General features: G+C 67.6%; 24 protein-coding genes. 14 read left to right on the top strand and 10 right to left on the bottom strand.

The window, feature by feature from the left end; all coding sequences use genetic code 11:
- Positions 1-57: 57 nt before the first annotated feature.
- The 3 genes from FYC51_RS05770 (at position 58) to FYC51_RS05760 (ending at position 3,473) form a co-directional block, all read left to right on the top strand.
- Positions 58-768 (top strand): class I SAM-dependent methyltransferase, encoded by a 711-nt coding sequence (locus tag FYC51_RS05770; protein WP_148732673.1) that lies wholly within the window; start codon positions 58-60, stop codon positions 766-768.
- Between the two features lie 165 nt (positions 769-933).
- Positions 934-2,058: a polyprenyl synthetase family protein gene (locus tag FYC51_RS05765; protein WP_148732672.1), complete on the top strand. Its 1,125-nt coding sequence runs from the start codon at positions 934-936 to the stop codon at positions 2,056-2,058.
- Positions 2,059-2,090: 32 nt separating this feature from the next.
- On the top strand, positions 2,091-3,473 hold the full coding sequence (locus FYC51_RS05760) for an FAD-dependent oxidoreductase (protein ID WP_148732671.1): 1,383 nt from the start codon (positions 2,091-2,093) through the stop codon (positions 3,471-3,473).
- A gap of 194 nt (positions 3,474-3,667) precedes the next feature.
- Here FYC51_RS05760 and FYC51_RS05755 read toward each other — a convergent pair whose 3' ends face one another.
- Both FYC51_RS05755 and FYC51_RS05750 read right to left on the bottom strand, forming a co-directional pair.
- Complete coding sequence (locus tag FYC51_RS05755) at positions 3,668-5,413, bottom strand: HNH endonuclease signature motif containing protein (RefSeq protein WP_148732670.1); 1,746 nt, start codon at positions 5,411-5,413, stop codon at positions 3,668-3,670.
- Between the two features lie 129 nt (positions 5,414-5,542).
- Positions 5,543-5,866 carry a hypothetical protein gene (locus FYC51_RS05750; RefSeq protein WP_148732669.1) on the bottom strand — a complete coding sequence of 108 codons (324 nt, stop codon included), beginning with the start codon at positions 5,864-5,866 and terminating at the stop codon, positions 5,543-5,545.
- Positions 5,867-5,946: 80 nt separating this feature from the next.
- Here FYC51_RS05750 and FYC51_RS05745 point away from each other — a divergent pair, with 80 nt between their 5' ends.
- The 9 genes from FYC51_RS05745 to FYC51_RS05705 all read left to right on the top strand — a co-directional run bounded on the left by FYC51_RS05745 (position 5,947) and on the right by FYC51_RS05705 (position 14,106).
- Entirely contained in the window at positions 5,947-6,597 is a 651-nt protein-coding gene (locus FYC51_RS05745) for a prepilin peptidase (protein ID WP_187432511.1), read from the top strand.
- Positions 6,598-6,838: 241 nt separating this feature from the next.
- Positions 6,839-7,066 carry a Flp family type IVb pilin gene (locus FYC51_RS05740; RefSeq protein ID WP_148732667.1) on the top strand — a complete coding sequence of 76 codons (228 nt, stop codon included), beginning with the start codon at positions 6,839-6,841 and terminating at the stop codon, positions 7,064-7,066.
- Between the two features lie 62 nt (positions 7,067-7,128).
- Complete coding sequence (locus tag FYC51_RS05735; RefSeq protein WP_148732666.1) at positions 7,129-7,584, top strand: TadE/TadG family type IV pilus assembly protein; 456 nt, start codon at positions 7,129-7,131, stop codon at positions 7,582-7,584.
- Positions 7,581-8,636, top strand: a complete 1,056-nt coding sequence (locus FYC51_RS05730; protein WP_187432510.1) for a TadE/TadG family type IV pilus assembly protein — start codon at positions 7,581-7,583, stop codon at positions 8,634-8,636. The genes FYC51_RS05735 and FYC51_RS05730 overlap by 4 nt, the downstream gene beginning before the upstream one ends.
- A gap of 43 nt (positions 8,637-8,679) precedes the next feature.
- Positions 8,680-9,402: a Flp pilus assembly protein CpaB gene (gene cpaB / locus FYC51_RS05725; RefSeq protein WP_148732664.1), complete on the top strand. Its 723-nt coding sequence runs from the start codon at positions 8,680-8,682 to the stop codon at positions 9,400-9,402.
- 44 nt (positions 9,403-9,446) lie between these two features.
- Entirely contained in the window at positions 9,447-10,760 is a 1,314-nt protein-coding gene (locus FYC51_RS05720) for a CpaE/TadZ family protein (RefSeq protein WP_148732663.1), read from the top strand.
- A complete protein-coding gene (locus tag FYC51_RS05715) occupies positions 10,747-12,285 on the top strand; it encodes a TadA family conjugal transfer-associated ATPase (RefSeq protein WP_148732662.1) in 1,539 nt (512 codons plus the stop codon). Before FYC51_RS05720 ends, FYC51_RS05715 begins: the two co-directional genes overlap by 14 nt.
- Positions 12,282-13,238 carry a type II secretion system F family protein gene (locus tag FYC51_RS05710; RefSeq protein ID WP_148732661.1) on the top strand — a complete coding sequence of 319 codons (957 nt, stop codon included), beginning with the start codon at positions 12,282-12,284 and terminating at the stop codon, positions 13,236-13,238. Before FYC51_RS05715 ends, FYC51_RS05710 begins: the two co-directional genes overlap by 4 nt.
- Before the next feature lies 1 nt (position 13,239).
- The gene (locus FYC51_RS05705; RefSeq protein WP_148732660.1) at positions 13,240-14,106 is read left to right on the top strand and encodes a type II secretion system F family protein; all 867 of its coding nucleotides are present in this window, start codon (positions 13,240-13,242) and stop codon (positions 14,104-14,106) included.
- Between the two features lie 86 nt (positions 14,107-14,192).
- Here FYC51_RS05705 and FYC51_RS05700 read toward each other — a convergent pair whose 3' ends face one another.
- Both FYC51_RS05700 and FYC51_RS05695 read right to left on the bottom strand, forming a co-directional pair.
- Positions 14,193-15,002 (bottom strand): HTTM domain-containing protein, encoded by an 810-nt coding sequence (locus FYC51_RS05700; protein ID WP_148732659.1) that lies wholly within the window; start codon positions 15,000-15,002, stop codon positions 14,193-14,195.
- Positions 14,993-15,370 carry a hypothetical protein gene (locus FYC51_RS05695; RefSeq protein WP_148732658.1) on the bottom strand — a complete coding sequence of 126 codons (378 nt, stop codon included), beginning with the start codon at positions 15,368-15,370 and terminating at the stop codon, positions 14,993-14,995. Before FYC51_RS05695 ends, FYC51_RS05700 begins: the two co-directional genes overlap by 10 nt.
- Before the next feature lie 147 nt (positions 15,371-15,517).
- Here FYC51_RS05695 and FYC51_RS05690 point away from each other — a divergent pair, with 147 nt between their 5' ends.
- Both FYC51_RS05690 and FYC51_RS05685 read left to right on the top strand, forming a co-directional pair.
- Complete coding sequence (locus tag FYC51_RS05690) at positions 15,518-16,561, top strand: alpha/beta hydrolase (protein ID WP_148732657.1); 1,044 nt, start codon at positions 15,518-15,520, stop codon at positions 16,559-16,561.
- Entirely contained in the window at positions 16,558-17,022 is a 465-nt protein-coding gene (locus tag FYC51_RS05685; RefSeq protein ID WP_148732656.1) for a hypothetical protein, read from the top strand. The genes FYC51_RS05690 and FYC51_RS05685 overlap by 4 nt, the downstream gene beginning before the upstream one ends.
- A 614-nt stretch (positions 17,023-17,636) precedes the next feature.
- Here the strand turns inward: FYC51_RS05685 and FYC51_RS05680 are convergent.
- The 6 genes from FYC51_RS05680 to FYC51_RS05655 form a co-directional block, all read right to left on the bottom strand.
- Positions 17,637-18,392: an NUDIX domain-containing protein gene (locus FYC51_RS05680; protein WP_338014673.1), complete on the bottom strand. Its 756-nt coding sequence runs from the start codon at positions 18,390-18,392 to the stop codon at positions 17,637-17,639.
- A gap of 1 nt (position 18,393) precedes the next feature.
- Positions 18,394-18,882 carry a YajQ family cyclic di-GMP-binding protein gene (locus FYC51_RS05675; RefSeq protein ID WP_148732655.1) on the bottom strand — a complete coding sequence of 163 codons (489 nt, stop codon included), beginning with the start codon at positions 18,880-18,882 and terminating at the stop codon, positions 18,394-18,396.
- Between the two features lie 106 nt (positions 18,883-18,988).
- A complete protein-coding gene (locus FYC51_RS05670) occupies positions 18,989-20,671 on the bottom strand; it encodes a glycoside hydrolase family 13 protein (RefSeq protein WP_148732654.1) in 1,683 nt (560 codons plus the stop codon).
- 148 nt (positions 20,672-20,819) lie between these two features.
- The gene (locus FYC51_RS05665) at positions 20,820-21,728 is read right to left on the bottom strand and encodes a carbohydrate ABC transporter permease (protein ID WP_148732653.1); all 909 of its coding nucleotides are present in this window, start codon (positions 21,726-21,728) and stop codon (positions 20,820-20,822) included.
- Complete coding sequence (locus FYC51_RS05660) at positions 21,728-22,666, bottom strand: carbohydrate ABC transporter permease (protein WP_148732652.1); 939 nt, start codon at positions 22,664-22,666, stop codon at positions 21,728-21,730. Before FYC51_RS05660 ends, FYC51_RS05665 begins: the two co-directional genes overlap by 1 nt.
- Position 22,667: 1 nt before the next feature.
- Positions 22,668-23,987 carry an ABC transporter substrate-binding protein gene (locus FYC51_RS05655; protein WP_148732651.1) on the bottom strand — a complete coding sequence of 440 codons (1,320 nt, stop codon included), beginning with the start codon at positions 23,985-23,987 and terminating at the stop codon, positions 22,668-22,670.
- Positions 23,988-24,032: the final 45 nt, after the last annotated feature.

The raw sequence follows: 24,032 nt of genomic DNA, 5'->3' as shown, positions 1-24,032 counted from the left end.
TCGCAGGGTGGCCGACCGCGCCCGGGGCGCCGGCCGTTCGCGCCGTAGACTCGAGGGATGACACGCGCGGACCTCGGCAAGGATCCCGACCAGGTCTCGGCCATGTTCGACCGGGTCGCCGCCCGCTACGACCGCACCAACAACGTGCTCTCGGTGGGCAACGCCCCGCTCTGGCGGGTCGCCACGACGAAGGCCGTCGCGCCGAGGGCGGGGGAGCGCATCCTCGACGTCGCGGCGGGCACCGGCACCTCGAGCGCCAGCCTCGCGAAGTCCGGGGCATCCGTCGTGGCCGCCGACTTCTCGCCCGGCATGATCGAGGTCGGGCGCCGCCGCCAGGCGGGCATGCCGAACATCGTCTTCGTCGAGGCGGATGCCACGAAGCTGCCGTTCGGCGACGACGAGTTCGACGCCGTCACGATCTCGTTCGGCCTGCGCAACGTGAACGAGCCGAAGCTCGCGCTCGCGGAGTTCTTCCGCGTCGCGAAGCCCGGCGGACGCCTCGTGATCTGCGAGTTCTCGCATCCGCCTACCGGCGTCGTGCGGGCGGGGTACCACGCGTACCAGCGCTACGTGATGCCGCCGCTCGTGAAGCTCTCGAGCTCGAACGACACCGCCTACGAGTACCTCAACGAGTCGATCAACGCGTGGCCCGACCAGCGCACGCTCGCCGGCTGGATCCGCGACGCCGGCTGGGTCGACGTCGAGTGGCGCAACCTCTCGATGGGCATCGTCGCGCTGCACCGCGCGCGCAAGCCGGTGGTCGAGTAGCGTCCGGCGCAGCCGGACGCGTATCGAGACCCTTGTCCGGCCTCGATACGCGTGCTTCGCTCGCTACTCGACCACCGGTACCCCTCGCCCGCACGGCGAGTGACGAGGCATCCGCTCGCCGTCATCGACACGGCTCACAGGAACCGCACCGGTAGGCTGGGAAACGTGAAACCGAGCACTCCGGTCGCGCGACGCGGCTCCGCGCTCGCCGCGAATCTCGGCTTGAGCGAGCGGGTCTTCGCGTCATCCGCCGACAAGGCCATGGCCAGGGCGATCGACGCGGGCATCGAGCGCGTCGAGGCCGGCCTGGTGCGCGAGGTGAGCTTCGCCGACTCGATCGCGGATGTCTCGACGCGCTACCTGCTCGAGGCGGGCGGCAAGCGCGTGCGTCCCATGCTCACGCTGCTCACCGCGCAGCTCGGCGCCGGCACCACCGACGACGTCGTGACCGCCGCCGAGGCCATCGAGATCACGCACCTCGGCTCGCTGTACCACGACGACGTCATGGACGACTCCGAGCGACGTCGCGGCGTGCCCAGCGCGCAGACGGTGTGGGGCAACTCGGTCGCGATCCTCACCGGCGACCTGCTCTTCGCCCGCGCCAGCCAGCTCATGGCGAGCCTCGGCGAGCGGGCGATCCGCATGCAGGCCGACACGTTCGAGCGGCTGGTGCTCGGCCAGCTGCACGAGACCGTCGGGCCCACCGACGGCGAGGACCCGATCGCGCACTACATCCAGGTGCTCGCCGACAAGACCGGCTCGCTCATCGCCGCCGCCGCGCAGTCGGGTGTCGTGTTCTCGGGCGCCGACCCGGCGTTCGAGAAGCCGATCGTCGAGTTCGGCGAGAAGATCGGCGTGGCGTTCCAGCTCATCGACGATGTCATCGACCTCTCGCCGCAGCCCGAGGAGACCGGCAAGGTGCCGGGCACCGACCTGCGCGCCGGGGTCGTCACGCTGCCGCTGCTGCGGCTCGCCGAGCTCGCACGCACGGATGCGGCATCCGCCGACCTGCTGCGGCGCATCAAGCGCGACGTGGTCGTCGAGACCGGGCCGGTCACCGCGTTCGACCCGCATGACACGAACACGCAGGCCGCGCGCGTCGTGCCGTCGCGCCGCACCGTGGACGCGATCGTCGCCGAGCTGCGCGAGCACGAAGCAACGCGCGCTACGCTCGCTGAGGCCCACCGGTGGGCGCGCGAGGCCGTGGATGCGCTCGCGCCGCTGCCCGAGGGCAGCGTGAAGAAGGCGCTCACGCGATTCGCCGAGACGATCGTGGAGCGACAGAGCTGATCACAGCCAGACCTGATGGAGAGACCACGCACGTGACGAGGAACAAGCTGCGACTCGCGATCGTCGGAGCCGGCCCCGCCGGCATCTACGCCGCCGACATCCTGCTGAAGGCCGAGCGGAACTTCGACGTCTCGATCGACCTCTTCGACCACCTCCCGGCGCCCTACGGCCTCGTGCGCTACGGCGTCGCGCCCGACCACCCCCGCATCAAGGGCATCATCACCGCCCTGCGCGAGGTGCTCGACCGCGGCGACATCCGCATCTTCGGCAACGTGCGCTTCGGCACCGACATCACGCTCGACGACCTGAAGAAGCACTACAACGCGGTGATCTTCGCGACGGGTGCCGTTCGCGACGCGTCGCTCAACATCCCGGGCATCGAGCTCGACGGCTCCTACGGCGCCGCGGAGTTCGTGAGCTGGTTCGACGGGCACCCCGACTATCCGCGCACGTGGCCGCTCGAAGCCAAGGAGGTCGCGGTCATCGGCAACGGCAACGTGGCGCTCGACATCTCGCGCATCCTCGCGAAGCACGTCGAGGACCTGATGCCGACCGAGATCCCCGCGAACGTCGCGGCCGGCCTCGCCGAGTCGCCCGTGACCGACGTGCACGTGTTCGGCCGGCGCGGCCCGACATCGGTGAAGTTCACGCCCCTCGAGCTGCGTGAGCTCGGCGAGCTGCGCGACGTCGACATGATCGTCTACGACGAGGACTTCGAGTACGACGATGCCGCGCGCGCCGCGGTCTCGGGCAACAAGCAGGTCTTCGTCATCGACAAGGTGCTGCAGCAGTGGCGGCAGCGCGAGGTCGGGCAGGCGTCGCGTCGCCTGCACCTGCACTTCTACGCGAAGCCGCTCGAGATCCTCTCCGACGGCAACGGTCGCGTGGGCGCCATCCGCTGGGAGCGCACCGAGCCCGACGGCGCCGGAGGCGTGCGCGGCACGGGCGAGATCCGCGAGCTGCCCGTGCAGGCCGTCTACCGTGCGGTCGGGTACTTCGGGTCGCCGCTGCCGGGCATCCCGTTCGACAAGAAGTTCGGCGTGATCCCGAATCACGAGGGCCAGGTGCTCATCCGTGACAAGGAGTCGGGCGATCCGCGCCAAATGTACGGCGTCTACGCGACCGGCTGGATCAAGCGCGGACCCGTCGGCCTCATCGGGCACACGAAGTCCGACGCGATGGAGACGATCCGTCACCTCATCAACGACCTCGGCAACTGGTGGCGCCCCGAGTCGCCGTCGGAGGAGTCGGTGATCGAGATGCTCGAGTCGCGCGGGATCGAGTGGACCGACCTCGACGGCTGGCACCGCCTCGACGAGCACGAGCTCGCGCTCGGCGCGGCCGAGGGTCGGGTGCGCGTGAAGGTCGTGCCCCGCGACGAGATGGTCGAGATCTCGCGCGACGAGGTCGCGTAGCGAGTCGCGCAACGGAGCTGCGGCGCAGCGACGCGCGGGTGGTCGTGCGGCGTCGGGGCGATCGGTGTGTCGTGCGCGGCGGATGGCGTCAGCGACGTCGGGCGGGCGCAACGTGCAGGCCGCGATGGCGGCGGAATCTCCCGCTGCGAGCCGGCGGCGTTTCCAAACCGCTGCGCGCCGGCGCGGGCGACACCTCAGGCGGCCAACAGGTCGAGGCGTGTAGCGCGGCGACCCGGTCGTGGGCGCTGCTCGGGATCGAGGTGCGGCGGCGGCACGAACCAGACGGCGCCGTCGCGTATGAAGATCTGCCATCCGTCGTGATGGATCATCCAATGATGGAACGCGCAGAGCAGGACCCCGTTCGACAGGTCGGTCGGGCCGCTGTGTGCGAGCCACCACAGGATGTGGTGCGCCTGGGTATGCGCGGTCGGGCGAGCGCAATCGGGATGGGCGCACCCGCCGTCGCGTTCGGCCAGTGCGATGCGTTGGGCCTTGGTGAAGAGGCGCTGACGGCGCCCCAGGTGCAGCACCTCGCCGTCACCGGTGGTGACCATCGGGATGAGCCCCGCGCCGGCGGCGATGCCGAGGGCGGTGGTCGTGGAGATCGGCTGGTCGATGTCGTCGATGGTCGCGAAGCCGACCCCGCTCATGAGGTCGTCGTTGTCGATGCGCACGACAACCGTCGCGGACGCGAGCGCCGGCGGCGCCTGTTCGACCGTGATGGCGAGTCGGGCGAGGTCGGCGAGGGCGTCGGCGGTCATCTGCTCGAGAGTGCGGGTGTCGACGAGGGCCCGGTCCGCCGCGTCGGGCAGGGGAATCACGGGCGCCGTGGCATCCGATGCATTGGTCACGCCCGAGGCCGCGGCATCCGATGCGTGGGCCGAACCCGGGGCCGCGGCATCCGATGCGTGGGCCGAACCCGAGGCCGCGGCATCCGAGGCGTGGGCCGAACCCGGGGCCGCGGCATCCGATGCACCGATCGCGGCTGAGGCGGCGGCCGTAGCGCGAGCCGCGAGTCGGCTCTTCGCGTCGCGTGCGGCATGGAGGTCGGCGGACACGAGCGTCTCGACCGCGAGCTTGATCGGTGCGGCCGTGGCCGGATCGAAGCATCCGCGCAGGTGGATGAGCCCGTGCTGGTCCTCCCAGATGCGAAGCGACCGTCGCGCGTGCAGCTCGTCTTCGCGTGCTGCGACGCCGGGCTTGTCGAGCTGTGCTCGGATGAGCTTGAAGTAGCGAGCGAGGCCGTCGACGCCGACGGCGCCGGCCCGCTCGAGCAGCTTCAGCTCGGTGGGCTCGAGGTGGTCGGCGTCGATCGTGAGCCGCAGCGAGTCGAGGAACGTGGTGATGCGGTGCGCGACCTCGACCGAGGTGGTTCCGGCGGAGATCGCCGCGGCGACGTGTGCGTAGCGCGGCCCTCGAGCGGGCAGCGCGCCGATCGACTCGCGGGTCGAGGTGGCCGCGGCGACCGCGATGAGCTTGGTGGTCTCGGACGTGCTCGCGCCGGTGGTGGCGGCGATGAACCGCTCGGGTGTCGCGAAGCCGTGTCGACCCGCGAGCCCGTCGTGCCGGGATTCGCCCGCCGAACGCCTGGCGATCGCCGAGGAGCACTGCAGCTTCAGCGCCTCGATCGCTCGTTCGAGGCGAGCGATCGCCCTGAGCGCCTCGACGAGTTGATCGTCACTCAGGGCATCGGCACCTCGGGATGGAGTCGCAGCGGCATCCGCTTCAGGTGTGGCATCCGTCTCAGCGGTGGCATCCGTCTCAGGTGTGGCATCCGTTTCAGCGGCGGCATCCGTCTCAGCCGCGGCATCCGACGCCGGAAACCAGGCTGCGACGAGCTCTCGAAACCCCTCACCGACGCGCCCCAGGGCCCCGCCGCCGCTGATCGCCGAGACCAGGACGTGCGGCTGCGATGCCACCTGGTCGCCCTGCGTCGTCATGCTTCGATATTCGCATGATCCTCCGACATTCGTTCGAAGATGTGGAGGAATGAGGCGAGTGAATATCGAGCATACATGCGAATACCGCCGCGGCCGCGGTGACGCCGGCAGTCTCGCCGGAACGTGCTTCTACGACTGATGTCCCACGGGCGGCTCGCCGACGAACTGGTGCGCCTCCCGCGCCAGCTCCGACCAGAGCTGCAGGTCGGCGACACGCACCCAGTTTCGGCTGTCGCCGCCCTTCGTCGAGTGGAACGCCACCGCGATCCCGCGCTCCCGCAGGTCGGATGACCGCGCCTCGGGCAGCTCGACCACCAGGTCGTCGCCGTCGAGGAAGGCGAACAGCCGCCCCTTCACGAGCAGGCCGTCGGGCGTCAGGTCGACGTCGTAGTCCTCGTCCATCAGCAGTTCGCGCGTGACCGCGTCGTATGCCTGCTCGACCTCTGCGCTCATCTCGTCCCCTCCGCGTGGTCCCTCCACTGTGTCAGCCACGGCGAACGCTGTCGATGGGTCGAGCCGCTACGCTGCACATCATGCCGTTCGAGACCGTGACCACCGCCGTGGTCGCGGCCATCGTCGGGGCCGCGCTCGGGTGGTGGCCGCTCGCTGCGTGGACGCAGCGTTCGACGAAGGGCGAGCGGATGCCGCTGCGCAACGTCCGCGTCGCCGGCGCCGTGATCACCGCCGTCACGTTCGGTGCGCTCGCACTGCGGTTCGGCTTCGTGTGGATCCTGCCCGCGCTCCTGGCGTTCGCCGCGGCATCGACCGTGCTCGGGCTCGTCGACCTCGCCGAGAAGCGCCTTCCGAATGCGGTGATCTTCCCGACGCTCGCTGGTGTCGGGGTGCTGCTGGTGCCGCCGCCGTGGGTGTCGGGGGAGTGGATCGCGCTGCTCTGGGCGGCGATCGGGTCGGTGGCGATGTTCGCCGTGTACTTCGTGCTCGCCCTCATCTCGCCGTCGTCGATGGGCATGGGGGACGTGAAGCTCGCGCTCGTGATCGGCCTGCTGCTCGGATGGTTCGGACTGAGCACGTGGCTCATCGGCCTGCTGGCGGCATTCGTGGTGGGGGGCTTGGTGGCCGTCGTGGCGCTGCTGCTTCGGCGCGTGACGCTCCGCGGGTCGATCCCGTTCGGGCCGTCGATGCTGATGGGAGCGTTGATCGCGGCGCTCATCGTCGGAGGGTGAAACGGACGGAAACCTCCGGAGTCAACCCCGGTGGGGTACAACGACGTACCCCCAGACCGGGGGACCACGATTCGGTGAATCCGCGGTTTTCCGTGCTTTCCCATAGGTCCGTGTGCTGCATATCCGCTCGTACCCCCAAACGGGGGCATGGCTACGTATGCATACGCACAGTTACCTTCGCTTAGCCGCTGGTGCCCACCAGTGGCACGTTTTTACCTCCTGAAACCCGAAGGACACAGCAATGCTCAAGGCATACTCGCGCCTCCAGGCGCGTCTCAACTCCGTTCGCAGCGAAGAGGAAGGCGCGACCGCGGTCGAGTACGCCCTCATCATCGGTCTGGTGTCGCTCGCGCTCATCGCCGCGGCGTTCCTGCTCATCCCGGGCATCCAGAACCTCTTCGGGGACATCAGCACGGCCCTCAACGGTGCCACGGTTCCGACCCTCGGTCCGGCCGTCCCCGCCACCTGAGCCGGCGATCTGTGACTTGGCCGGGGGCGGCGTCCGCCCCCGGCCTTGGAGGGTTTTAAGACATGTCGAGACTTCGAGGTGAACGTGGCGCAGCTGCGGTCGAGTTCGCGTTCATCCTGATCCCGCTCCTGCTCCTCGTGATCGGCATCTTCGAGTTCGGTCGCGTCTACATGGTCCAGCTGACGATGACGAACGCCGCCCGCGATGCGGTACGTATGTACGCGGTCTCCGATGATGTCACCCGAGTCGCGAACACCAATCTCACCCTCGCCAAGGCGCTTCGTCTGGACCTGTCCGGGACGATGACTGCGGCCGCTGCTGCAACGGCCCTGGATGGCTATCTCGACAGCATGCCCGGCATCGTCCAGACCTGCGACACGGGTACGCCCGCCGCACCAGGAGAGGTCTCGGTGACGCTCGTGCGGACCGAGAGCATCTTCGGGTTCCTCACGGGAAGCGGCGATCCGCTCCTGCCCATCACGCTTCATGGAAAGGCCGTCATCGTATGCAACGGTTGATCAGGAAGCTCCGCCGTGATCGCGGAGCGACCGCTGTGGTGTTCGCTTTCCTCGCCATCCCGATCCTCGGCGGAGTGGCCTTGGGCGTCGACGTCGGCGCGCTGTACTTCGAGAAGGCGCAACTGCAGAACGGTGCGGATGCGGCAGCGCTCCGCGTAGCCATGGCATGCGCCGATGTCGAAGAGAGCGCCCCCGACCCGTGCATCCCGGGATCCTCCTCGATGAACGGCATGGCGCTCACCTCCGCGGAGGCGAACGCCAACGACGGAGCGGCCGATGCCGCAGTGACGTTCCGGACCAACCGGAATGAGGTGACCGTCACCACGACGACGCGGACCGATGAAGGGGAGGACGCTCTGCGCCACCCGCTGGCGTCGCTCATCGGAATCGACCCCACGACGGTCAACGCGTCGGCCACTGCCGAATGGGGGCCGGTGTTCAGTGGAAAGACGTTGGCGCTCACGATCGACCAATGCGAGTTCGACCAGTTCGGCCCCGAGTCGCCCACACCACTCACCGCCGGATCGAAGGTGCTGCTCCGTTACGACGAGAACGCCCAGAAGTCGCCTGGGTGCCAGGACGCACGCGGCGGGTTCGGCTGGCTGGTGAGTCCCGACCAGAACTGCCTGGTGGAACTCGAGATCGAAGACGGTGCAGGCATCATCGAAGGCGTCCTTGATGGCACCACGGGCAACAACTCGAAGAAGTCGGGATGCAGCGAAACGGTGCTGCAGGACCTCATCGACGCCGGTGAACCGGTGCTCGTGCCGATCTATTACGACCTCGACGGCAACGGTTCAGGAACCGACTATCGCGTGAAGTTCTTCGCGAGCATCCTCCTGCTCGACTTCAAGATCTCCGGTAGCAACAAGATCGAGAACCCGGACCCGAGCAATGGGCTCGGAAACGACCTCTGTAAGGGAAACTGCCGCGGCATCTACATCCAGTTCGTCGAATGGATCAGTGTCAGCGATCTCGACGTGACCCTTGGTGGCTCAGGGCCCGGGGGGAGCGCTGAGGCCGTCCGTCTGATCCCCAGTCCGCGCCCCTGACCCAACCCTGTGATCCCGCCGTCAGGCGGGGAGAGAACCAACCATGAAGACCCGAATCATCGGCGCGATCGTCGCGCTCATCCTGGCCGCGGTCGGCGCTTTCGTGCTCGTTACCTACGTCCGTGGGGCTGATGCTCGCGCTGCGGACGGTGCGGAGCTTGTCGAGGCCTACATCGTCGACGAAACCATTCCCGAGGGAACGCCCGGCGAGAGCGTCAAGGACTTCCTTCGAGTCGACGAGATTCCCAAGCGGAACCTGGCCGGCGAGAACGTGACCGATCTCGAAGAGCTCGCCGGCCTCGTTGCCGACGCCGACCTCCTTCCCGGAGAGCAATTGCTGGCCACCCGATTCATCGACCCCGCCACGCTCGCAGCACGCGGCGACGTCCAGGTGCCGGCCGGGATGCAACTCGTGTCGTTCACGCTTCCCGTCGAGCGCGTCGTCGGAGGGGCGGTTCGTGCGGGAGATCAAGTCGGTATGGTCGCGACGCTCGAGCGAGTCGCTGGCGAGGGAGCACAATCACAGTTCGCCTTCCACGACGTGCTCGTCACCAAGGTGCAGGGACTCGCCGTGACGGAGGAAGGTGAGCCCGCGGAGCAAGCCGCCGGCAACTCGCTCATGCTCACGATCGCGCTTTCGACCCACGACGTCGAGCGCTGGGTCTGGGCGGTGGACGGCGGTGCCAGCATCTGGCTCACCCTCGAGAACGACGCGACGGACAACGGTGGTTCCTCACCGGCGGATGAAGGCAATCTGTTCGGGTGACTCCGTTCCTGCTCGTAAGCCGATCGTCCGAGTACGAGTCCCGCATGAGGACCGTGCTCGGCGCTCGGCTGTCCGTCGTGACGGGGGAGTTCCTCACATTCGGGACTGACGAGGTATTGAATCGGGTCGACGGCAACCCTCGAATAGCACTCCTCGGACCGGTCTTGAACTACGAGGAAACGCGCGCTCTGGTCGAAGGCCTCAGCGAGCGGTATCCCGGAGTGGGCCTCATCGTCGTCCGCGAACAGCGCTCGGACTTGGAGGACTGGGTCGACGAGCTCGCGCTGCATGCGGTTCTCAGCCCTGCTGCGACCGATGAGACGACGATGGAACTCATCGATCGCCTCTCCGCTTGGCTCATCTCGACAGGTCACGCCCAAGAGTCCGACTTCGAGATCCAGGACGTACCTGTCACGGAATTCGCCCCTACGTCAGAACCCGACCCCGAGTCCTTCGAAGCTCTTCTCCTGGGAGATCAGGAGGAAGAGGAGCCGGAGTCGTTCGAGCCCTTCGAATACGATCCGCTCACCGAGGCTGAGCCGGATCGTGCGTGGGCCTTTCCGCCGCTCGACGCAGGGTCGCCCACGGAAGCAATCGCCGTCGTGGCCCCGAAGGGTGGTCAAGGCAAGACGACGATCGCGATCAACCTTGCCACGGGCCTCGCCGAGGTCGCGCAGAACTCGGTCGTGCTCGTCGACGCGGACCTTCAATTCGGCGACATCTCGGCCGCGCTGGGCCTGACGCCAGAGCGGACCATCGTGGATGCTGCATCCGCCGACGCCGGGGACGAACTGGTCCTGAAGACGACCCTGACCCACCATCCCGACGGCTTCTTCGTCGTTGCCAGTGCTCCTTCGCCGGATCTGGGTGACACCGTCGATCCGCGTGCGCTCGGTGCTCTGGTCGAGCGGCTTCGCGCATACTTCCGCTACGTCGTCGTCGACACCACCCCGGGACTCGGCGAGCACACGCTCGTCGCTTTGGAACATGTGACCGACGCCATCTTCGTGACGAACATGGGCGTACCGAGTCTCCGCGCCTTGCGCACCGAGTTCGAACTCCTTTCGACGATCGGCTTGATGCCCGCCAATCGACTGGTGGTGCTGAATCAGGCCGATCGGCAGAGTGGGCTCTCCATCCGGGACGCCGAGAACATCATCGGCGCACCGATCGATGTCGAGGTGCCACGCTCGTCGGCGGTCCTCCTGGCGAGCAATCGAGGTGTACCCCTCATCCACGATGACGTGCGGGACCCGGCCGCGAAGGCGATTCGATCGATCGTCATGCGCGTCGCGCCCGATGCATTCCCGAAGCGAAGCAGGATCCACAGAAGGCGGCGATCGAATGAACCTGAATGATCGACTGAACGCACTTCGCAACCCGGGGTTTGCAGACCTCGAGCGCGAGCTGGCCCCAGCCGAACTGAGCGATTCCTCTGCAGAGCCGAGCCGTGAGGCGGCGTTCGATTCCGAACAGTCAGGGGCGGCACCGACCGAGGCCTTCTTCCATCCGCCGATGCCCACTCGGCCGCTCGGCGTGGCGCCGACGGCGCCGACAGTGGATCTCAAGCGAGAGCATTCGGCACCTGCTGATCCCCTGGCCGCGGTGAAGGAGAAGGCCGCGCAGGAGCTTTTCGTTCGAATCGGCGCTCGTATGAACGATTCCAGCCTGACCGAACAGCAACTCCACGCGATCGCACGAAGCGAACTTGCGGAGATCGTGGCTGCAGAGCAGCTTGCCCTGTCGACTGCGGAGCGTAATCGGCTCATCGACGATATCGGCGCTGACGTTTTGGGGTACGGCCCGGTCGAACCGTTGCTCGAGGATCCGAGCGTGAGCGAGATCATGGTCAACCGTTTCGATCAGATCTACGTGGAGCGCCACGGAAAGCTGGTCGAGACTTCACATCGATTCACTGGTGAGCCGCAGCTCAGACGAGTCATCGAACGCATCGTCTCTCGGGTCGGACGGCGAATCGACGAGTCGTCACCTCTCGTCGACGCGCGGCTCGAGGACGGATCGCGGGTGAACGCGATCATCCCTCCGCTCGCAGTGAACGGCTCGTCGCTGACGATTCGTAAGTTCGCCGGCACGCCGTACACCGTGGACGACCTCATGCGATTCGGCACGATGACCCGCGAGGTCGCGACTGTGCTCGACGCGGCCGTTCGGGCGAAGCTCAACATCATCGTTTCGGGTGGAACCGGCACGGGCAAGACCACGCTGCTCAATGTCATCTCCGCGTTCATTCCGGCCGATGAGCGAATCGTCACCATCGAGGACGCGGTCGAGCTTCAGCTTCAGCAGCAGCACGTCGTGCGCTTGGAGTCGCGCCCACCGAACATCGAAGGTCGTGGTGAGATCACCATCCGCGACCTCGTACGAAACTCGCTTCGCATGCGACCGGATCGGATCGTGGTCGGTGAGGTGCGTGGCGCCGAGAGTCTCGACATGCTGCAGGCGATGAACACCGGCCACGAGGGGTCCATCTCCACCATCCACGCGAACTCTCCGCGCGACGCGATCGCGCGTCTCGAGACGCTCGTGCTCATGGCCGGGATGGATCTTCCGCTTCGAGCGATTCGTGAACAGATCTCTTCAGCCGTCGACATCATCGTGCAGATCACTCGGCACAAGGACGGTGTCCGTCGAGTGACGCATGTGACCGAGGTGCACGGCATGGAGGGCGAGGTGATCACGCTGCAGGATGCGTTCACCTTCGACTACTCCGCTGGATTCGACACGGAGGGTCGCCTGCGTGGCCGCATCCAGCCGACTGGAGTCCGACCGAGATTCGCCGAGCGGATCGCTGATCACGGCATCGACCTCCCGATCGCGCTCTTCCACCCCGAGCTTCGAGAGATCCTGGGGGAGATCCGGTGAGTCCCGGCATTCTCATCGCGGGACTCTCGGTCTGCCTGCTGGCTGCCCTGGTCATCCTGTTCTTCGTCATCGCTCCGCCGCCGCCGCGGGTTGCCAGGGACCGGCGTCGGGCGCCCGGCGTCGAGCATGTCTCCACTCTCACGAAGGTCACACAGCGGACGACCGCGGTCATCGATTCGACGTTCACGAAGCAGCGGGCTCGGCTGTTCGGCGCCGAGGAGCTCGAGCTCGCCGGCATCAAGTCAGAGCCTTCGTCCTTCGTCTTGATCGTCGGCTCCGCGGCGAGCATCGCTGCCCTCGTGGGCGCGCTCCTCGGATGGGCCAGTGGTTCCGCAATCATCCTCGCTCTCCTCTTCGCACTGCTGACCCCGATCGTTGCGAAACTCGTGGTCATACTCAGGACATCGCGCAGAAGGAGCAAGTTCTCCGACCAGATCGACGACACCGTCCAGCTCATCGCCGGAGGCCTTCGGGCCGGACACGGGTTGTCTCGGACCGTCGCTGCCGTCGCGTCCGAGGCGGAAGCGCCGATGAGCGAAGAGCTCGCCCGAGCTGTGAACGAGACTCGACTCGGTCGCAATCTCGCGGAGGCCCTCGCGGTCGCCGCTCACCGCATGCGCAGCGACGACTTCGAATGGGTCGCTCAAGCGATCGCGATCAACATGGAGACCGGCGGCAACCTCGCCGAGGTGCTGGACCAGGTCGGCAAGACGATCCGAGAACGGAACGAGATCCGGCGGCAGGTGAGTGCACTGAGCGCCGAAGGGCGATTGTCTGGGATCATCCTGGTCGCGCTGCCGGTCGGGGTCTTCTTGTTCCTCTCGATCACGCAGCCAACACTCATCGCGGGCTTCTTCAACAACATCATCGGCATCATCGCAATGATCGTCGCGATCATCCTCCTCATCGTCGGCAGCTTCTGGACGGCTGCATCGGTCAAGGTGAAGTTCTGAAATGCCCATCACCACACTTCTCGCGTATCTGGCGGCGGGTCTGGTCGCGATCGCCGCTGGTGCGTTCGTGTTCCTGCTGCTCCCGTGGCGTCGCACGGAGCGAGAGCCTGCCATCGACTCCGGAGCAGCTCCGGTTCCAGTGCAGCGCTCCAGCTTCAGTGAATCGCTGGTTGCTGCGGCACCGCGTGGATACATCGGCTGGATCGAACGCCAAGTCGTCGTCGCGGGCCGGCCCATCGGCTGGAGCGTCAGTCGCATTCTGACGTGGAAGATCGTGCTCGCATCGGTCGGCCTGATCCTCGGGCTCCTCTTCATCGCCGCCGCCCCCGACGCGATACGGGTACTGATCGTGACTGCATCGGTACTCATGCTGTTCTTCCTGCCCGATGTCATGATTCACAGCCGTGCGCATGACCGCCAGATGAGCATCAAGCGCTCGCTGCCTGACACTCTGGATCAGATGACGATCGCCGTCGAGGCCGGGCTCGGCTTCGACGCGGCAATGGCGAAAGCAGCGCGGAACGGTAAGGGTCCGCTCGCGGAGGAATTCATTCGCACGCTTCAGGACATGAGCATCGGACGAACGCGCCGCGACGCCTTCATGGAGCTCGAGCGTCGGACGAACTCCGAGGACCTTCGACGGTTCGTACGCGCGATCATCCAAGCCGACGCGTACGGTGTCGCAATCGGTGACGTGCTTCGGGTGCAAGCCGGGGAGATGCGTCTCAAGCGTCGTCAGCGCGCGGAAGAGGAGGCCATGAAGGTCACCATCAAGGTGCTCTTCCCGTTGATCTTCTGCCTGCTCCCGGTGCTGTTCATCATCGTCCTCACACCTGTGGTGATCCGTATGGTCGAGATGTTCGGCTGACCCACCTCCAGGTAAGCCGGCATCATCTCAGTCGCAGGCGGCGCAGAGTACGGTCGATCGTCTGGCATGCGGAGACGTCGCCGAGCTCATGCGTCGACCTCCTTCTTCTGCGTCGACATAACGTCCGCTCGGCTCGTGACACGAAATGCCGGTCGGAAGAGGAAGAGTGGGTAGAGGGACACACACGTGAGCGCGAATGCGAAGAGCGCCACGTTGTCGTGATCCATGAGGGTCACGATCGAGATGTGGAGCCCCAGGCCGAGGACCACCGCAACGCGACGGGTCGAGCGAAACCATAGGCCGACGGCGATCACCAACTCGACAACCACCGTGCCCAATGCAGCGAGGGTGAAGAACTGCTGCGGAAGCTCGATCCAAACCCACTGGGCGAGCGGAATCCCGGACAGGAAGACGAAGCTCATCTTGCTGAGTGCCGAGAACAGGTAGCAGACCGAGAGCTGGGTCATCATCAACAACTGCGGCCACCACCTCACGGCGGGCCGACCGGACACCGGGCGTATCGACCAGGCAGTACCGGATCTGGCGAAGATCAGGTAGGACATGATGAGGGTTCCCAGCAGCCGGTGGCTGCTGTAGGTCTGCTGATCCCAAACGAGGAATGCGACGCTGCACGCTACCGATGTGATCGCCGCCGCCTCGGTTCGCCATCCGACGGTGACCGCGAGAGCTGCTCCGAACGACAGCACCAGCAAGACCGTGAGAAGGGGATCGCTTGGTACCGGAGCGCCGGCGATGACTGGGGTTGCAAGTCTTCCACCGGCGATCCGCTGGAGGATGTCCCACGCTTCAACGGCATTGAGCATCGTGGCGATCCCCACGCCGATCCGAGCGATGGCGACCGGACGCGGATCTGTACGGATCTCGATCAATCGCACGTGATGCTCCGCTCGTGCGCGGACTGTTCCACGATTACGCGGTCAGCGCCTGGTACCTCTTGGCACAGCCGCTCCGGCAGGACGGGCAGCCAATCGATGTCCGGGCGGAGTTGTCCGACGAGTTCATCAATGTCTACGGGCTCGATCGGGTCGCCGTCGGCATCGAAGATCGTTACGGCCACGCCGCCGGCGCCCGAGTACATCTGAAACCCGAACTTCTGCGGCGGGGGAAGTAGGAGCGCAATCGCGGGCACCGCGAATTGCACCAGGACGACCAATAGGATCACGATCGTGCCGATACGATCGGACCGGGCACGGACACGGGTCATCGCTGCGGCTTCGTCGGAGGCTCCGGGCGATGACGACATGGGTACCACCGTAAGCCGAGGAACAACGGCCCCCAATGCCCCATTGATGGGACATCATCGACTCTTCAGCGCCGAGCCCGCCAACAGTCGGAACTCGCGTATCACCATCTGTCCGTAGGCTGGAGCCACACCCATGGGGGAGGTGCCGTGGCCGAGCAGCAGCAGGCGGAGCAGCGCACCGACGAGCAGCACGCCGAGCGCTGGCGCCCCGACGTGCTCGGCGACGGGTTCGAGCAGCTCTCGCTGCCGCTCGGCAGCGACGACGAGGGGGACCTCGTCGCGACCCTCGTGCGGCATCGGCCGGCGCGGCGGTTCGAGTGGCCGTGGGAGCGGCGGGGCGCGGCATCCGGCTGCGACGTGCTCTACGTGCACGGGTGGAGCGACTACTTCTTCAATCGCGAGCTCGCCGCGTTCTGGTCGGCGGCCGGCGCCCGGTTCTTCGCGCTCGACCTGCGCAAGTACGGGCGCAGCCTGCGGCCAGGCCAGACGCCCGGGTTCATCACCGACCTCGCGGCCTACGACGTCGACATCGAGGCGGCGCTCACGGCGATGGGACACGGGGCGGATGCCGCGGCATCCGCTCGGCCGTTGGTACTGCTCGGCCATTCGACCGGCGGGCTGACGCTGAGCCTGTGGGCTGCGCGGCATCCGGGTCGGGCGGCGGCGCTCGTGCTCAACAGTCCGTGGCTCGAGTTCCAGCTGAGCCGAGTCGGGCGCGAGGCGATCACGCCGATGGTCGCGTGGGGCGCGCGCGTGAACCCGATGGGCCCGATGCCGAACGTCGATCTCGGGTTCTACACGCGATCGGTGTCGAAGGAATTCGACGGCGAGTGGGAGTATGACCCCGCGTGGCGGCCCGAGCGAGGGTTCACGACGCATCCGGCCTGGCTCACCGCGATTCTCGCCGGGCACGCGAAGGTCGCGGCGGGCATCGACGTGGGCGCGCCCGTGCTGACGCTGCTGTCCGCACGGTCGACGATTCAGGCGAAGTGGGATGACGCGATGCTGACCACCGACATCGTGCTCGTGGTCGACGACATCGCCGACCGGGTGCTGAAGCTCGGCCCCGAGGTGACCGTCGCGCGCATCGACGGCGCCATGCACGACGTGTTCCTGTCGCGCGAGCCGCCCCGGACCGCCGCCTACGCGGCCATCACACGGTGGCTTCGCGGATACCGGCCACGATCATGAGCACGACGACGAAATGGACCCGGCGAAGCATCCTCGCCGTCGGACTCTGGGCATGGGTGGCGGTCGCCGTGTTCGCAACCGCCTGCATCGGAGTCTGGCTGCGGGAATCGTTCTGGCTGATGGATCACACGCTGAGGGCGAACGCAGTTGCAGGAGGAATGCCGTGGCTGATCCTCGGAGCCGCGCTCTCGGTCGTCACCCTGATCTGCGGACGTTTGGTGGGTGGACGGTGGTGGGACTCGACTCTCGCCGTGACACCTGCGATCGTCGTCGTCTTCGTCGAATTGATCACCGGAGTCGCAATGACCCTGTACGGACATGTGCTCTTCCTGCCGGCGGTCGTGATCGCGATCATCGGCATCGGAGGAGTCATTCACGCCACGGTCAGGCGGCTCCGCCAGATGCCGGACCCGACGCCGGAGCGAACGGACCGCGCAGCGCCGCCCACTCCAGGAGCATGATCGTCTTCGCGCCGAGCGAGGCACCGCTCACCACTACTGGGGGCTACCGGGTCGGGGTACCCAGGCGTAGCGTCGCTCACAATCCAGGCCGGGCGACCCGACGTCGAGCCCCTTCGGCGGTCCGGCCAACGGTGGCGGTCGCGAGTGCGATCATCGGGTCGATCGAGCAGTGCGCGAGGAACTCGTGATGAGGAACCCGATCCATCGCGGATCAACCGAAGTGCGGTCGTCGCTGAGCGTGGCGATCACTGCGGTGGCGTCCTCCTCCCTCCGCGTCGTGCCGCTCGCACGATGGACGGCGTCGGGTTCGCCGTTCGTTCCGCCCGCGACCGAGCCGCCCCGCACGACCGCCGTGCGCGCGCCTGACGACACCACGATCGACGAAGTCATCGCGGAGGCGCCGCCGGCACCGGTCCAGGAGGCCGAGTCGGACGCTACCGTTCCGCTCCACCTCCGCGGGGCGATGGGCCCGCTCGTCGATGCCGTAGGCCACGTCGCGACCCCCTCGACGTGATCGCCCGCGGTGTCGGCGGGCGGGACGCTCGACCACGGCGGCGCAGCTGAATGCGACGACGCGGTGCGGATGCCGCGTGGCAGGCTCCGCCGATCGGCCCTCAGCCGGCGGCGCGACCAGCTGAGAACGGCCCCCGAAGCGCCGCCCACTGCAGCAGCATGATCGTCTTCGCATCCACGATGTCGCGGCCGATGCGGTCGAGCGCGTCATCGAACCCGACCTCGAGCACCTCGATGTCCTCGCCTTCCTCGGCCAGGCCGGTGCGGGCGCCGGGCAGCACGTCGCCGCGGCGGTAGGGCGCGGCGAAGAAGTGCAGCCGCTCGGTCACCGAGCCGGGGCTCATGTAGACGTCGAACACGTGCTCGACGTCGCCGACCACGTGGCCGGTCTCCTCCTCGGCCTCGCGGCGGATGGCCGTCTCGGGGTCGTCCTCGTCGAGCAGGCCCGCCGCGGACTCGACGAGCATGCCGTCGGGATGCCCGTTCACGTACACGGGGAAGCGGAACTGCCGGGTGAGCAGCACCGTGCGGACCTCGGGCTCGTAGAGCAGGATGGTCGCGCCGTCGCCGCGGTCGTACGTCTCGCGCTCCTCGACGGTCCACGTGCCGTCGGCGTGCTGGAAGTCGAACGCCGTCGTGCGGGTCACGTACCAGTTCGACGCGAGCACGCGCACGTCGCGCACGCGCACGCGCGGGTTGCGCTCGAGGTCTCGCCCCGTGCGGTCGAGGCCCGTGCGCCCTCGCCGGTCGGGGACGTCGACGCCCGGCTGCGGCATCCGCTCGCCCGTGCGCGCGGCGTCGCCCGTGCGCGCGGCGTCGCCCTGCGGCATCCGCTCGCCGTCGCCCGCCGCCGGCACGTCAGCGGAAGTTGACGAACTGGAGGTCGACCTCGAAGTCGGCGGCCTTCAGCAGGCGGATGACCTCCTGCAGGTCGTCGCGGCTCTTGGAGGAGACGCGCAGCTCGTCGCCCTGGATCTGCGACTTCACCGACTTCGGGCCCTCCTCGCGGATGATCTTGCCGATCTCCTTCGCCGCCTTCTGGTCGATGCCCTGCTTGAGCGCGATCTCGATGCGGAACTCCTTGCCGGAGGCGTACGGCTCGCCGGCGTCGAGGCTCTTCAGGGTGATGCCGCGCTTGATGAACTTCGACTGCACGACGTCGAGGACCGCCTTCACGCGCTCCTCCGACGAGGCCTTCAGCAGGATCTTCTCGCCCGACCACTCGACCGACGCGCCTACGCCCTTGAAGTCGTAGCGCTGGTCGATCTCCTTGCGGGCCTGGTTGACCGCGTTGTCGGCCTCCATCTTGTCGACCTTGCTCACGATGTCGAACGTCGAATCTGCCATGCGGGCCAGTCTATCGAGGGCCGAGCGGATGCCGCGGGGCGAGCGGATGTCGCGGGGTCGGCGGATGCCGCGAGCTCGTGCACGCCGCGGCATCCGCACGCCGCGATCAGCGCAGCCAGGCCGTCGTGGCCGAACCAAGGCGGCCGTCGACGAGCGGCGCGCTCGTGATGAGCACCTCGCCCTCGGGCAGGTCGACGGGTTCCGCACCGAAGTTCGTGATCGACTGCCAGCCGCCCGGCCGTGCGAACCAGAGCACGTCGGAACCCGCGGGGTGGTCGTGCCAGAGCAGCCCCTCCGCGTCCTGCAGCTCGTGCCGCAGTGTCAGGGCCCGCCGGTACATGCCCAGCGTGGAGTCGGGGTCGGCGGTCTCGGCCTCCACCGAGAACTCGCCCCACCACCCGGGCTGCGGCAGGTGCGCGCCGTCGTCGCCGAAGCCGGACGACGAGCCCGCCGTCGTCCAGGGCAGCGGCACGCGGCATCCGTCGCGGCCGACCTCGACCCCCGGGCTGCGGAAGAACGTGGGGTCCTGCCGGTCGGCGTCGGGGATCTCGGCGACCTCGGGGAGCCCGAGCTCCTCACCCTGATAGAGGTAGGCGCTGCCGGGCAGGGCCAGCATGAGCAGGGTGGCCGCGCGGGCGCGACGAAGGCCGAGCGCGGCGTCGAGCTCCGCCGCCGGCCCGCCGTGCAGCAGCCACCGCTTGCCGACCTCGCCGTCGTCCCCGGGGTCGTCGGCGAGGCCGTAGCGGGTGGGGTGGCGCACCACGTCGTGGTTCGAGAACACCCACGTGTTCGACGAGCCGGTCACGGCGACGGACTCGAGGTTGTGGTCGATGATCGCCAGGAACTCGGCGGCGTCGAAGTTCGCGCGCAGCAGGTCGAAGTTGAACGCCTGGCCCAGGCTCGTCGGCAGAGCGTACCGGTAGCGACGCTCGGGCTCCACCCACGCCTCGGCGACCGCGATGCGCGGCGGGTCGTACTCGTCGAACACGGCGCGCCACTCCGCGTAGATCTCGTCGAGCTCCTCTCGGTCCCAGAGGGGGTGCGAGCCGTCGGTCACGAGCTTCAGCTCCTCGAGCTCGGCGTGCGAGCGGAGGGGATAGGTGAGGTCCTTGGCGAGCGCGTGGGCCACGTCGACCCGGAAGCCGTCGACGCCCCGGTCGGCCCAGAACCGCAGGGTCGTGAGGAAGTCGTCGCGCACCTCGCGGTTCGCCCAGTTGAAGTCGGGCTGCTCGGGCGCGAACAGGTGCAGGTAGAACTGCCCGTCGCCGACCGGCTCCCAGGCCGAGCCGCCGAACATCGCCTGCCAGTCGCTCGGCGGCTCGGTGCCGTCGGGCCCCTCGCCGTCGCGGAAGATGTAGCGCTCGCGCGCCGCCGAACCCTTCGGTGCGGCGAGCGCCTCCTGGAACCACACGTGGCGGTTCGACGAGTGGTTCGGCACGATGTCGACGATCAGGCGGATGCCGGCGGCGTGCAGCGCCCGCACCATCTCGTCGAAGTCGGCGAGCGTGCCGAGCTTCGGGTCGACGTCGCGGTAGTCGTCGACGTCGTACCCGCCGTTGGCCAGCGCCGACGGGTAGAACGGTGACAGCCACACCGCGTCGACGCCGAGCTCGGCGAGGTACGGGATGCGGCTCGTGATGCCGCGGAGGTCGCCGATGCCGTCACCGTTCGCGTCGGCGAAGCTGCGGGGGTAGATCTGATAGACGGCGGCCTGGCGCCACCAGGTGGGGTCGTTCGCGATGACGGCCGTCGCGTCCTGGGCGAGGGTCGTGGGGGTCGTGTCGGTCATCGGTCGGGCCTTCCTTTCCGAGCGGATGCCTCGGGCCGCACGATACGCCGATCGAGGGCTCGAGGCATCCGTCGCCTGCTTCGAGGGTTACATGGAACCGGTCGAGGAGGTCACCCCTTGCGGAGGCGACCGCGGTCGGTTCGCGCGGTCACTTGATGGAGCCCCGCGTCACGCCGGAGATGACCCAACGCTGCGAGAACACGTAGACGATGAGCAGCGGCGCCATCGCCATGAGATAGGACGCGAACGCCACCGTGTAGTCGGTGTTGAACTGCCCCTGGAACACGTACTGCGCGAGCGGCAGCGTGCGCGCGGCGGGGTCGCTCAGCACGACGAGCGGCATGATGAAGTCGTTCCACGCCCACACGCACGTGAGGATGCCGACCGTTGCGTTCATCGGCGCGAGCAGCGGGAAGATGACCTGCCAGAACACCCGCCACGTCGACGCGCCGTCCACCCTCGCCGCCTCCTCGAGCTCGATCGGGATCGAGCGGATGTACGCGGTGTAGATGAACACGTTCAGCGAGAGTCCGTAGATCGTGTAGAGCACGATCATGCCCGCCTGGTTGTCGAGTCCGAGGATCGCCGTCTGCTTCACGAGCGGCAGCATGATGATCGGGAACGGGATGAACAGCGCCGCCAGCAGGTAGAAGAACACGCCCTTGAAGAACGGCCGGTGGATGTTGCGGGCCAGGGCGTAGGCGACGATCGAGCTCGTCAGGAGTGTGAACACGACCGACCCCACGGTGATGAGGGCGGTGTTCATGAGCGCCTGCGGGAAGTTCGTGCGCTCCCACGCCTCGGGGAAGTTCGCCCAGTTCACCGGGTTCGGCCATTCGAAGCCGGTGCCCGACGCCAGCTGGTCGGGTGTCTTCAGCGAGACGACCACCGCGAGGTAGAGCGGGATCAGGATCGTGAGCGAGCAGACCGCGATGAGGGCGGTGGCCCACCAGTTGACCCGACGGGTGTCGTCGTCGTCGCTGCGGGCGCGGCGTCGCCGCGGGACGTCGGGCAGGGCCTCCTCGGCCTGCGCGAGGGTGGTGGTTGCGGTGGTCATCAGAAGTCGGCCTCTCTGCGCTGAAGGACCCGGAACTGGAAGAGCGAGACGACCGTGATCACGATGAAGAAGATCACCGCGTTGGCCGTCTGGTAGGCGAACTCGCCGCCCGAGAACCCGCCGCGGAAGATCAGCAGGGTGACGGATTCGGTCGAGGTGCCCGGACCGCCGTTCGTGAGGGCGACGATCTGGTCGAAGACCTGCAGGTACCCCTTCAGGCTCAGCACCACGTTGATGGTGAAGAACGCCCCGATCAGCGGGAAGGTGATCGACCGGAACTGGCGCCATGCGGAGGCGCCGTCGAGCGACGCCGCCTCGTAGAGCTCGGCTGGAATGGTCTGCAGGCCCGACAGGTAGATGATGATCGCGAACGCGCACGCCTGCCAGACGGCCAGCACGACGATCGCGGTCCATGCCCAGTCGGGACTGGTGAGGATGTTGTCGGCGAAGAGGGGGATGCCCGACAGGATCTTCGGCAGCGAGTTCGAGAAGAAGAACTGGAACACGTAGCCGATCACCAGGATCGAGAGCACGTAGGGCACGAAGTAGACGCCGCGCCAGAAGTTGCGGGCCTTGATCTTCGCGTGGAGGCCGAGGGCGATCGCGAGCGAGATCACGTTCGTGAGGATCGTCGCGACGATCGCGAACAGGAACGAGAACCCGTAGGCGGCGAGCACGCGGTCGTCGCGGAAGAGGTTGACGTAGTTCGAGAACCCGACGAAGTTCCACTCGCCGTAGCCGGCGTAGTTCGTGAAGCTGAAGAAGATGCCCACGAGCACCGGAAGGGTGTGGAACAGCGCGAACGCGATGACGGCGGGCCACACCATCCAGTAGAAGGCGGGCAGGGCGCGGCGGCTCTCGAGCCTGACGCGCTTGGCGCGGGCGGGCTTCTCGCCGGCGGTGGACGAGCTGCGCACCGCCTGGGTCAGCGTGGTCATGTCATTCTCCCGTCACGGGGATCGTGCGAGCGGCGACCTTGGCCCACTCGCGGTCGAGGGTGGCGAGCGCGGCATCCGCGTCGCCGGTGAAGAGGAACTCCTGGTCGATCGCGGCGAGCGGGATGCTCGGCGGGATCTGGTGGTCGATGAAGCCGGTGATGCGGCCCTCGTCGAACCAGGGCGCGACCGACTGGATGGCCGGGTCGTCGCTGAGCTGCGCGCCCTCGACCGAGGGCACCATGTTCTGGGATGCGGCGAACTGCTCGATCACGTCCTGCTCGAACAGGTAGTCGATGAAGCGCAGGGCCTCCTCGCGGTGCGGCGTGTTCTCGCCCATGGTCACGACCACGTCGACGCCCGAGACGAGCAGCCGGTCGTCGGGATCGTCGGTCGCGGGGTAGGGGAAGATCGCGGCGTCGATGTCGGGGTTGATCTCCTTCACCGGGTTGATCGCCCAGATGCCCTGCATGAGCATGGCGACCTCGCCGTTCGCGAACGCGGCGTTGCCGTCGTCGTAGGTCTTGCCGCGGTAGCCCTCCTGCGTGTACGAGAACAGCTCGTACTGCTGGTCCATGGCCTCGGCGAAGTCCTGCTGGAACGACACCTCCGAGTCGGGGCCGACGTCCTCGCCCTCCTCGCGCATCTGCTCGAAGAAGTCGCCCTGCGCGGGGTAGGCGCCGAGCGCGTTGAACGAGGGGAGCCCCGTCCACGAGTCGGCGAGCGTGCCGTAGAAGGGCACGATGCCCGCGTCCCGGAGCGCGTCGCACACGGCGATGAACTCGTCCCAGGTCTCGGGCACCTCGAGGCCCTGCTCCTCGAAGATCTCGCGGTTGTAGATGACGCCGTTGGCGTTGTTCACGTAGCCGAGGCCGTTGACCTCGCCCTCGGCGTTGCCGAGGTCCGCCAGGATCTCCTGCACGGCGGGGTTGATGGTCTGCAGCACCGGCTCGTCGGAGAAGTCGTAGAACACGCCGGCCTGCGCGAGCCGGCCGAAGTTGCCGTTGGCGTTCAGCGTGATCACGTCGGGCGCCTTGTCCTTCACGAGCAGCGTGCGGATGATCGTGTCGGCGTCGGCGACCTGGTTCTGCACCACGTCGATGTCGGGGTTCTCGGCCTCGAAGTCCGCGATGACCTGCTCGAAGTCCTCGAGCGCCTCGCCCTTGAACTGGAAGAAGTCGAGCTGCACGCGTCCGTCGCCGGGCGCCGAGCAGCCGGCGAGCAGCAGGGCGCCGAGGGCTGCGGATGCCGCGACGGCGAGCGTGCGGCGGCGCCGTGCTCGTCGCCGATGCTCGCGCGCCGGGCGGATGGGCTGGTCGGTCATGGTGCGCCTCCTTGCGCTGCGGATGCGGTGGGTGCTTGGTGTCAG

Source organism: Agromyces mariniharenae (genome assembly GCF_008122505.1).
Classification (GTDB): Bacteria; Actinomycetota; Actinomycetes; order Actinomycetales; family Microbacteriaceae; genus Agromyces; species Agromyces mariniharenae.
This window is presented reverse-complemented; position numbering and strand designations above follow the sequence as displayed.

Bases quoted from the DNA above. Each gene is read 5' to 3' on its own strand.
- FYC51_RS05745 (WP_187432511.1), top strand. From the start codon at position 5,947: ATGCCGTTCGAGACCGTGACCACCGCCGTGGTCGCGGCCATCGTCGGG.
- FYC51_RS05735 (WP_148732666.1), top strand. From the start codon at position 7,129: ATGTCGAGACTTCGAGGTGAACGTGGCGCAGCTGCGGTCGAGTTCGCG.
- FYC51_RS05720 (WP_148732663.1), top strand. From the start codon at position 9,447: ATGAGGACCGTGCTCGGCGCTCGGCTGTCCGTCGTGACGGGGGAGTTC.
- FYC51_RS05750 (WP_148732669.1), bottom strand. From the start codon at position 5,866: ATGAGCGCAGAGGTCGAGCAGGCATACGACGCGGTCACGCGCGAACTG.
- FYC51_RS05740 (WP_148732667.1), top strand. From the start codon at position 6,839: ATGCTCAAGGCATACTCGCGCCTCCAGGCGCGTCTCAACTCCGTTCGC.
- FYC51_RS05715 (WP_148732662.1), top strand. From the start codon at position 10,747: ATGAACCTGAATGATCGACTGAACGCACTTCGCAACCCGGGGTTTGCA.
- FYC51_RS05665 (WP_148732653.1), bottom strand. From the start codon at position 21,728: ATGACCACCGCAACCACCACCCTCGCGCAGGCCGAGGAGGCCCTGCCC.
- FYC51_RS05705 (WP_148732660.1), top strand. From the start codon at position 13,240: ATGCCCATCACCACACTTCTCGCGTATCTGGCGGCGGGTCTGGTCGCG.
- FYC51_RS05770 (WP_148732673.1), top strand. From the start codon at position 58: ATGACACGCGCGGACCTCGGCAAGGATCCCGACCAGGTCTCGGCCATG.
- FYC51_RS05660 (WP_148732652.1), bottom strand. From the start codon at position 22,666: ATGACCACGCTGACCCAGGCGGTGCGCAGCTCGTCCACCGCCGGCGAG.
- FYC51_RS05655 (WP_148732651.1), bottom strand. From the start codon at position 23,987: ATGACCGACCAGCCCATCCGCCCGGCGCGCGAGCATCGGCGACGAGCA.
- cpaB (WP_148732664.1), top strand. From the start codon at position 8,680: ATGAAGACCCGAATCATCGGCGCGATCGTCGCGCTCATCCTGGCCGCG.
- FYC51_RS05685 (WP_148732656.1), top strand. From the start codon at position 16,558: ATGAGCACGACGACGAAATGGACCCGGCGAAGCATCCTCGCCGTCGGA.
- FYC51_RS05675 (WP_148732655.1), bottom strand. From the start codon at position 18,882: ATGGCAGATTCGACGTTCGACATCGTGAGCAAGGTCGACAAGATGGAG.
- FYC51_RS05695 (WP_148732658.1), bottom strand. From the start codon at position 15,370: ATGTCGTCATCGCCCGGAGCCTCCGACGAAGCCGCAGCGATGACCCGT.
- FYC51_RS05755 (WP_148732670.1), bottom strand. From the start codon at position 5,413: ATGACGACGCAGGGCGACCAGGTGGCATCGCAGCCGCACGTCCTGGTC.
- FYC51_RS05670 (WP_148732654.1), bottom strand. From the start codon at position 20,671: ATGACCGACACGACCCCCACGACCCTCGCCCAGGACGCGACGGCCGTC.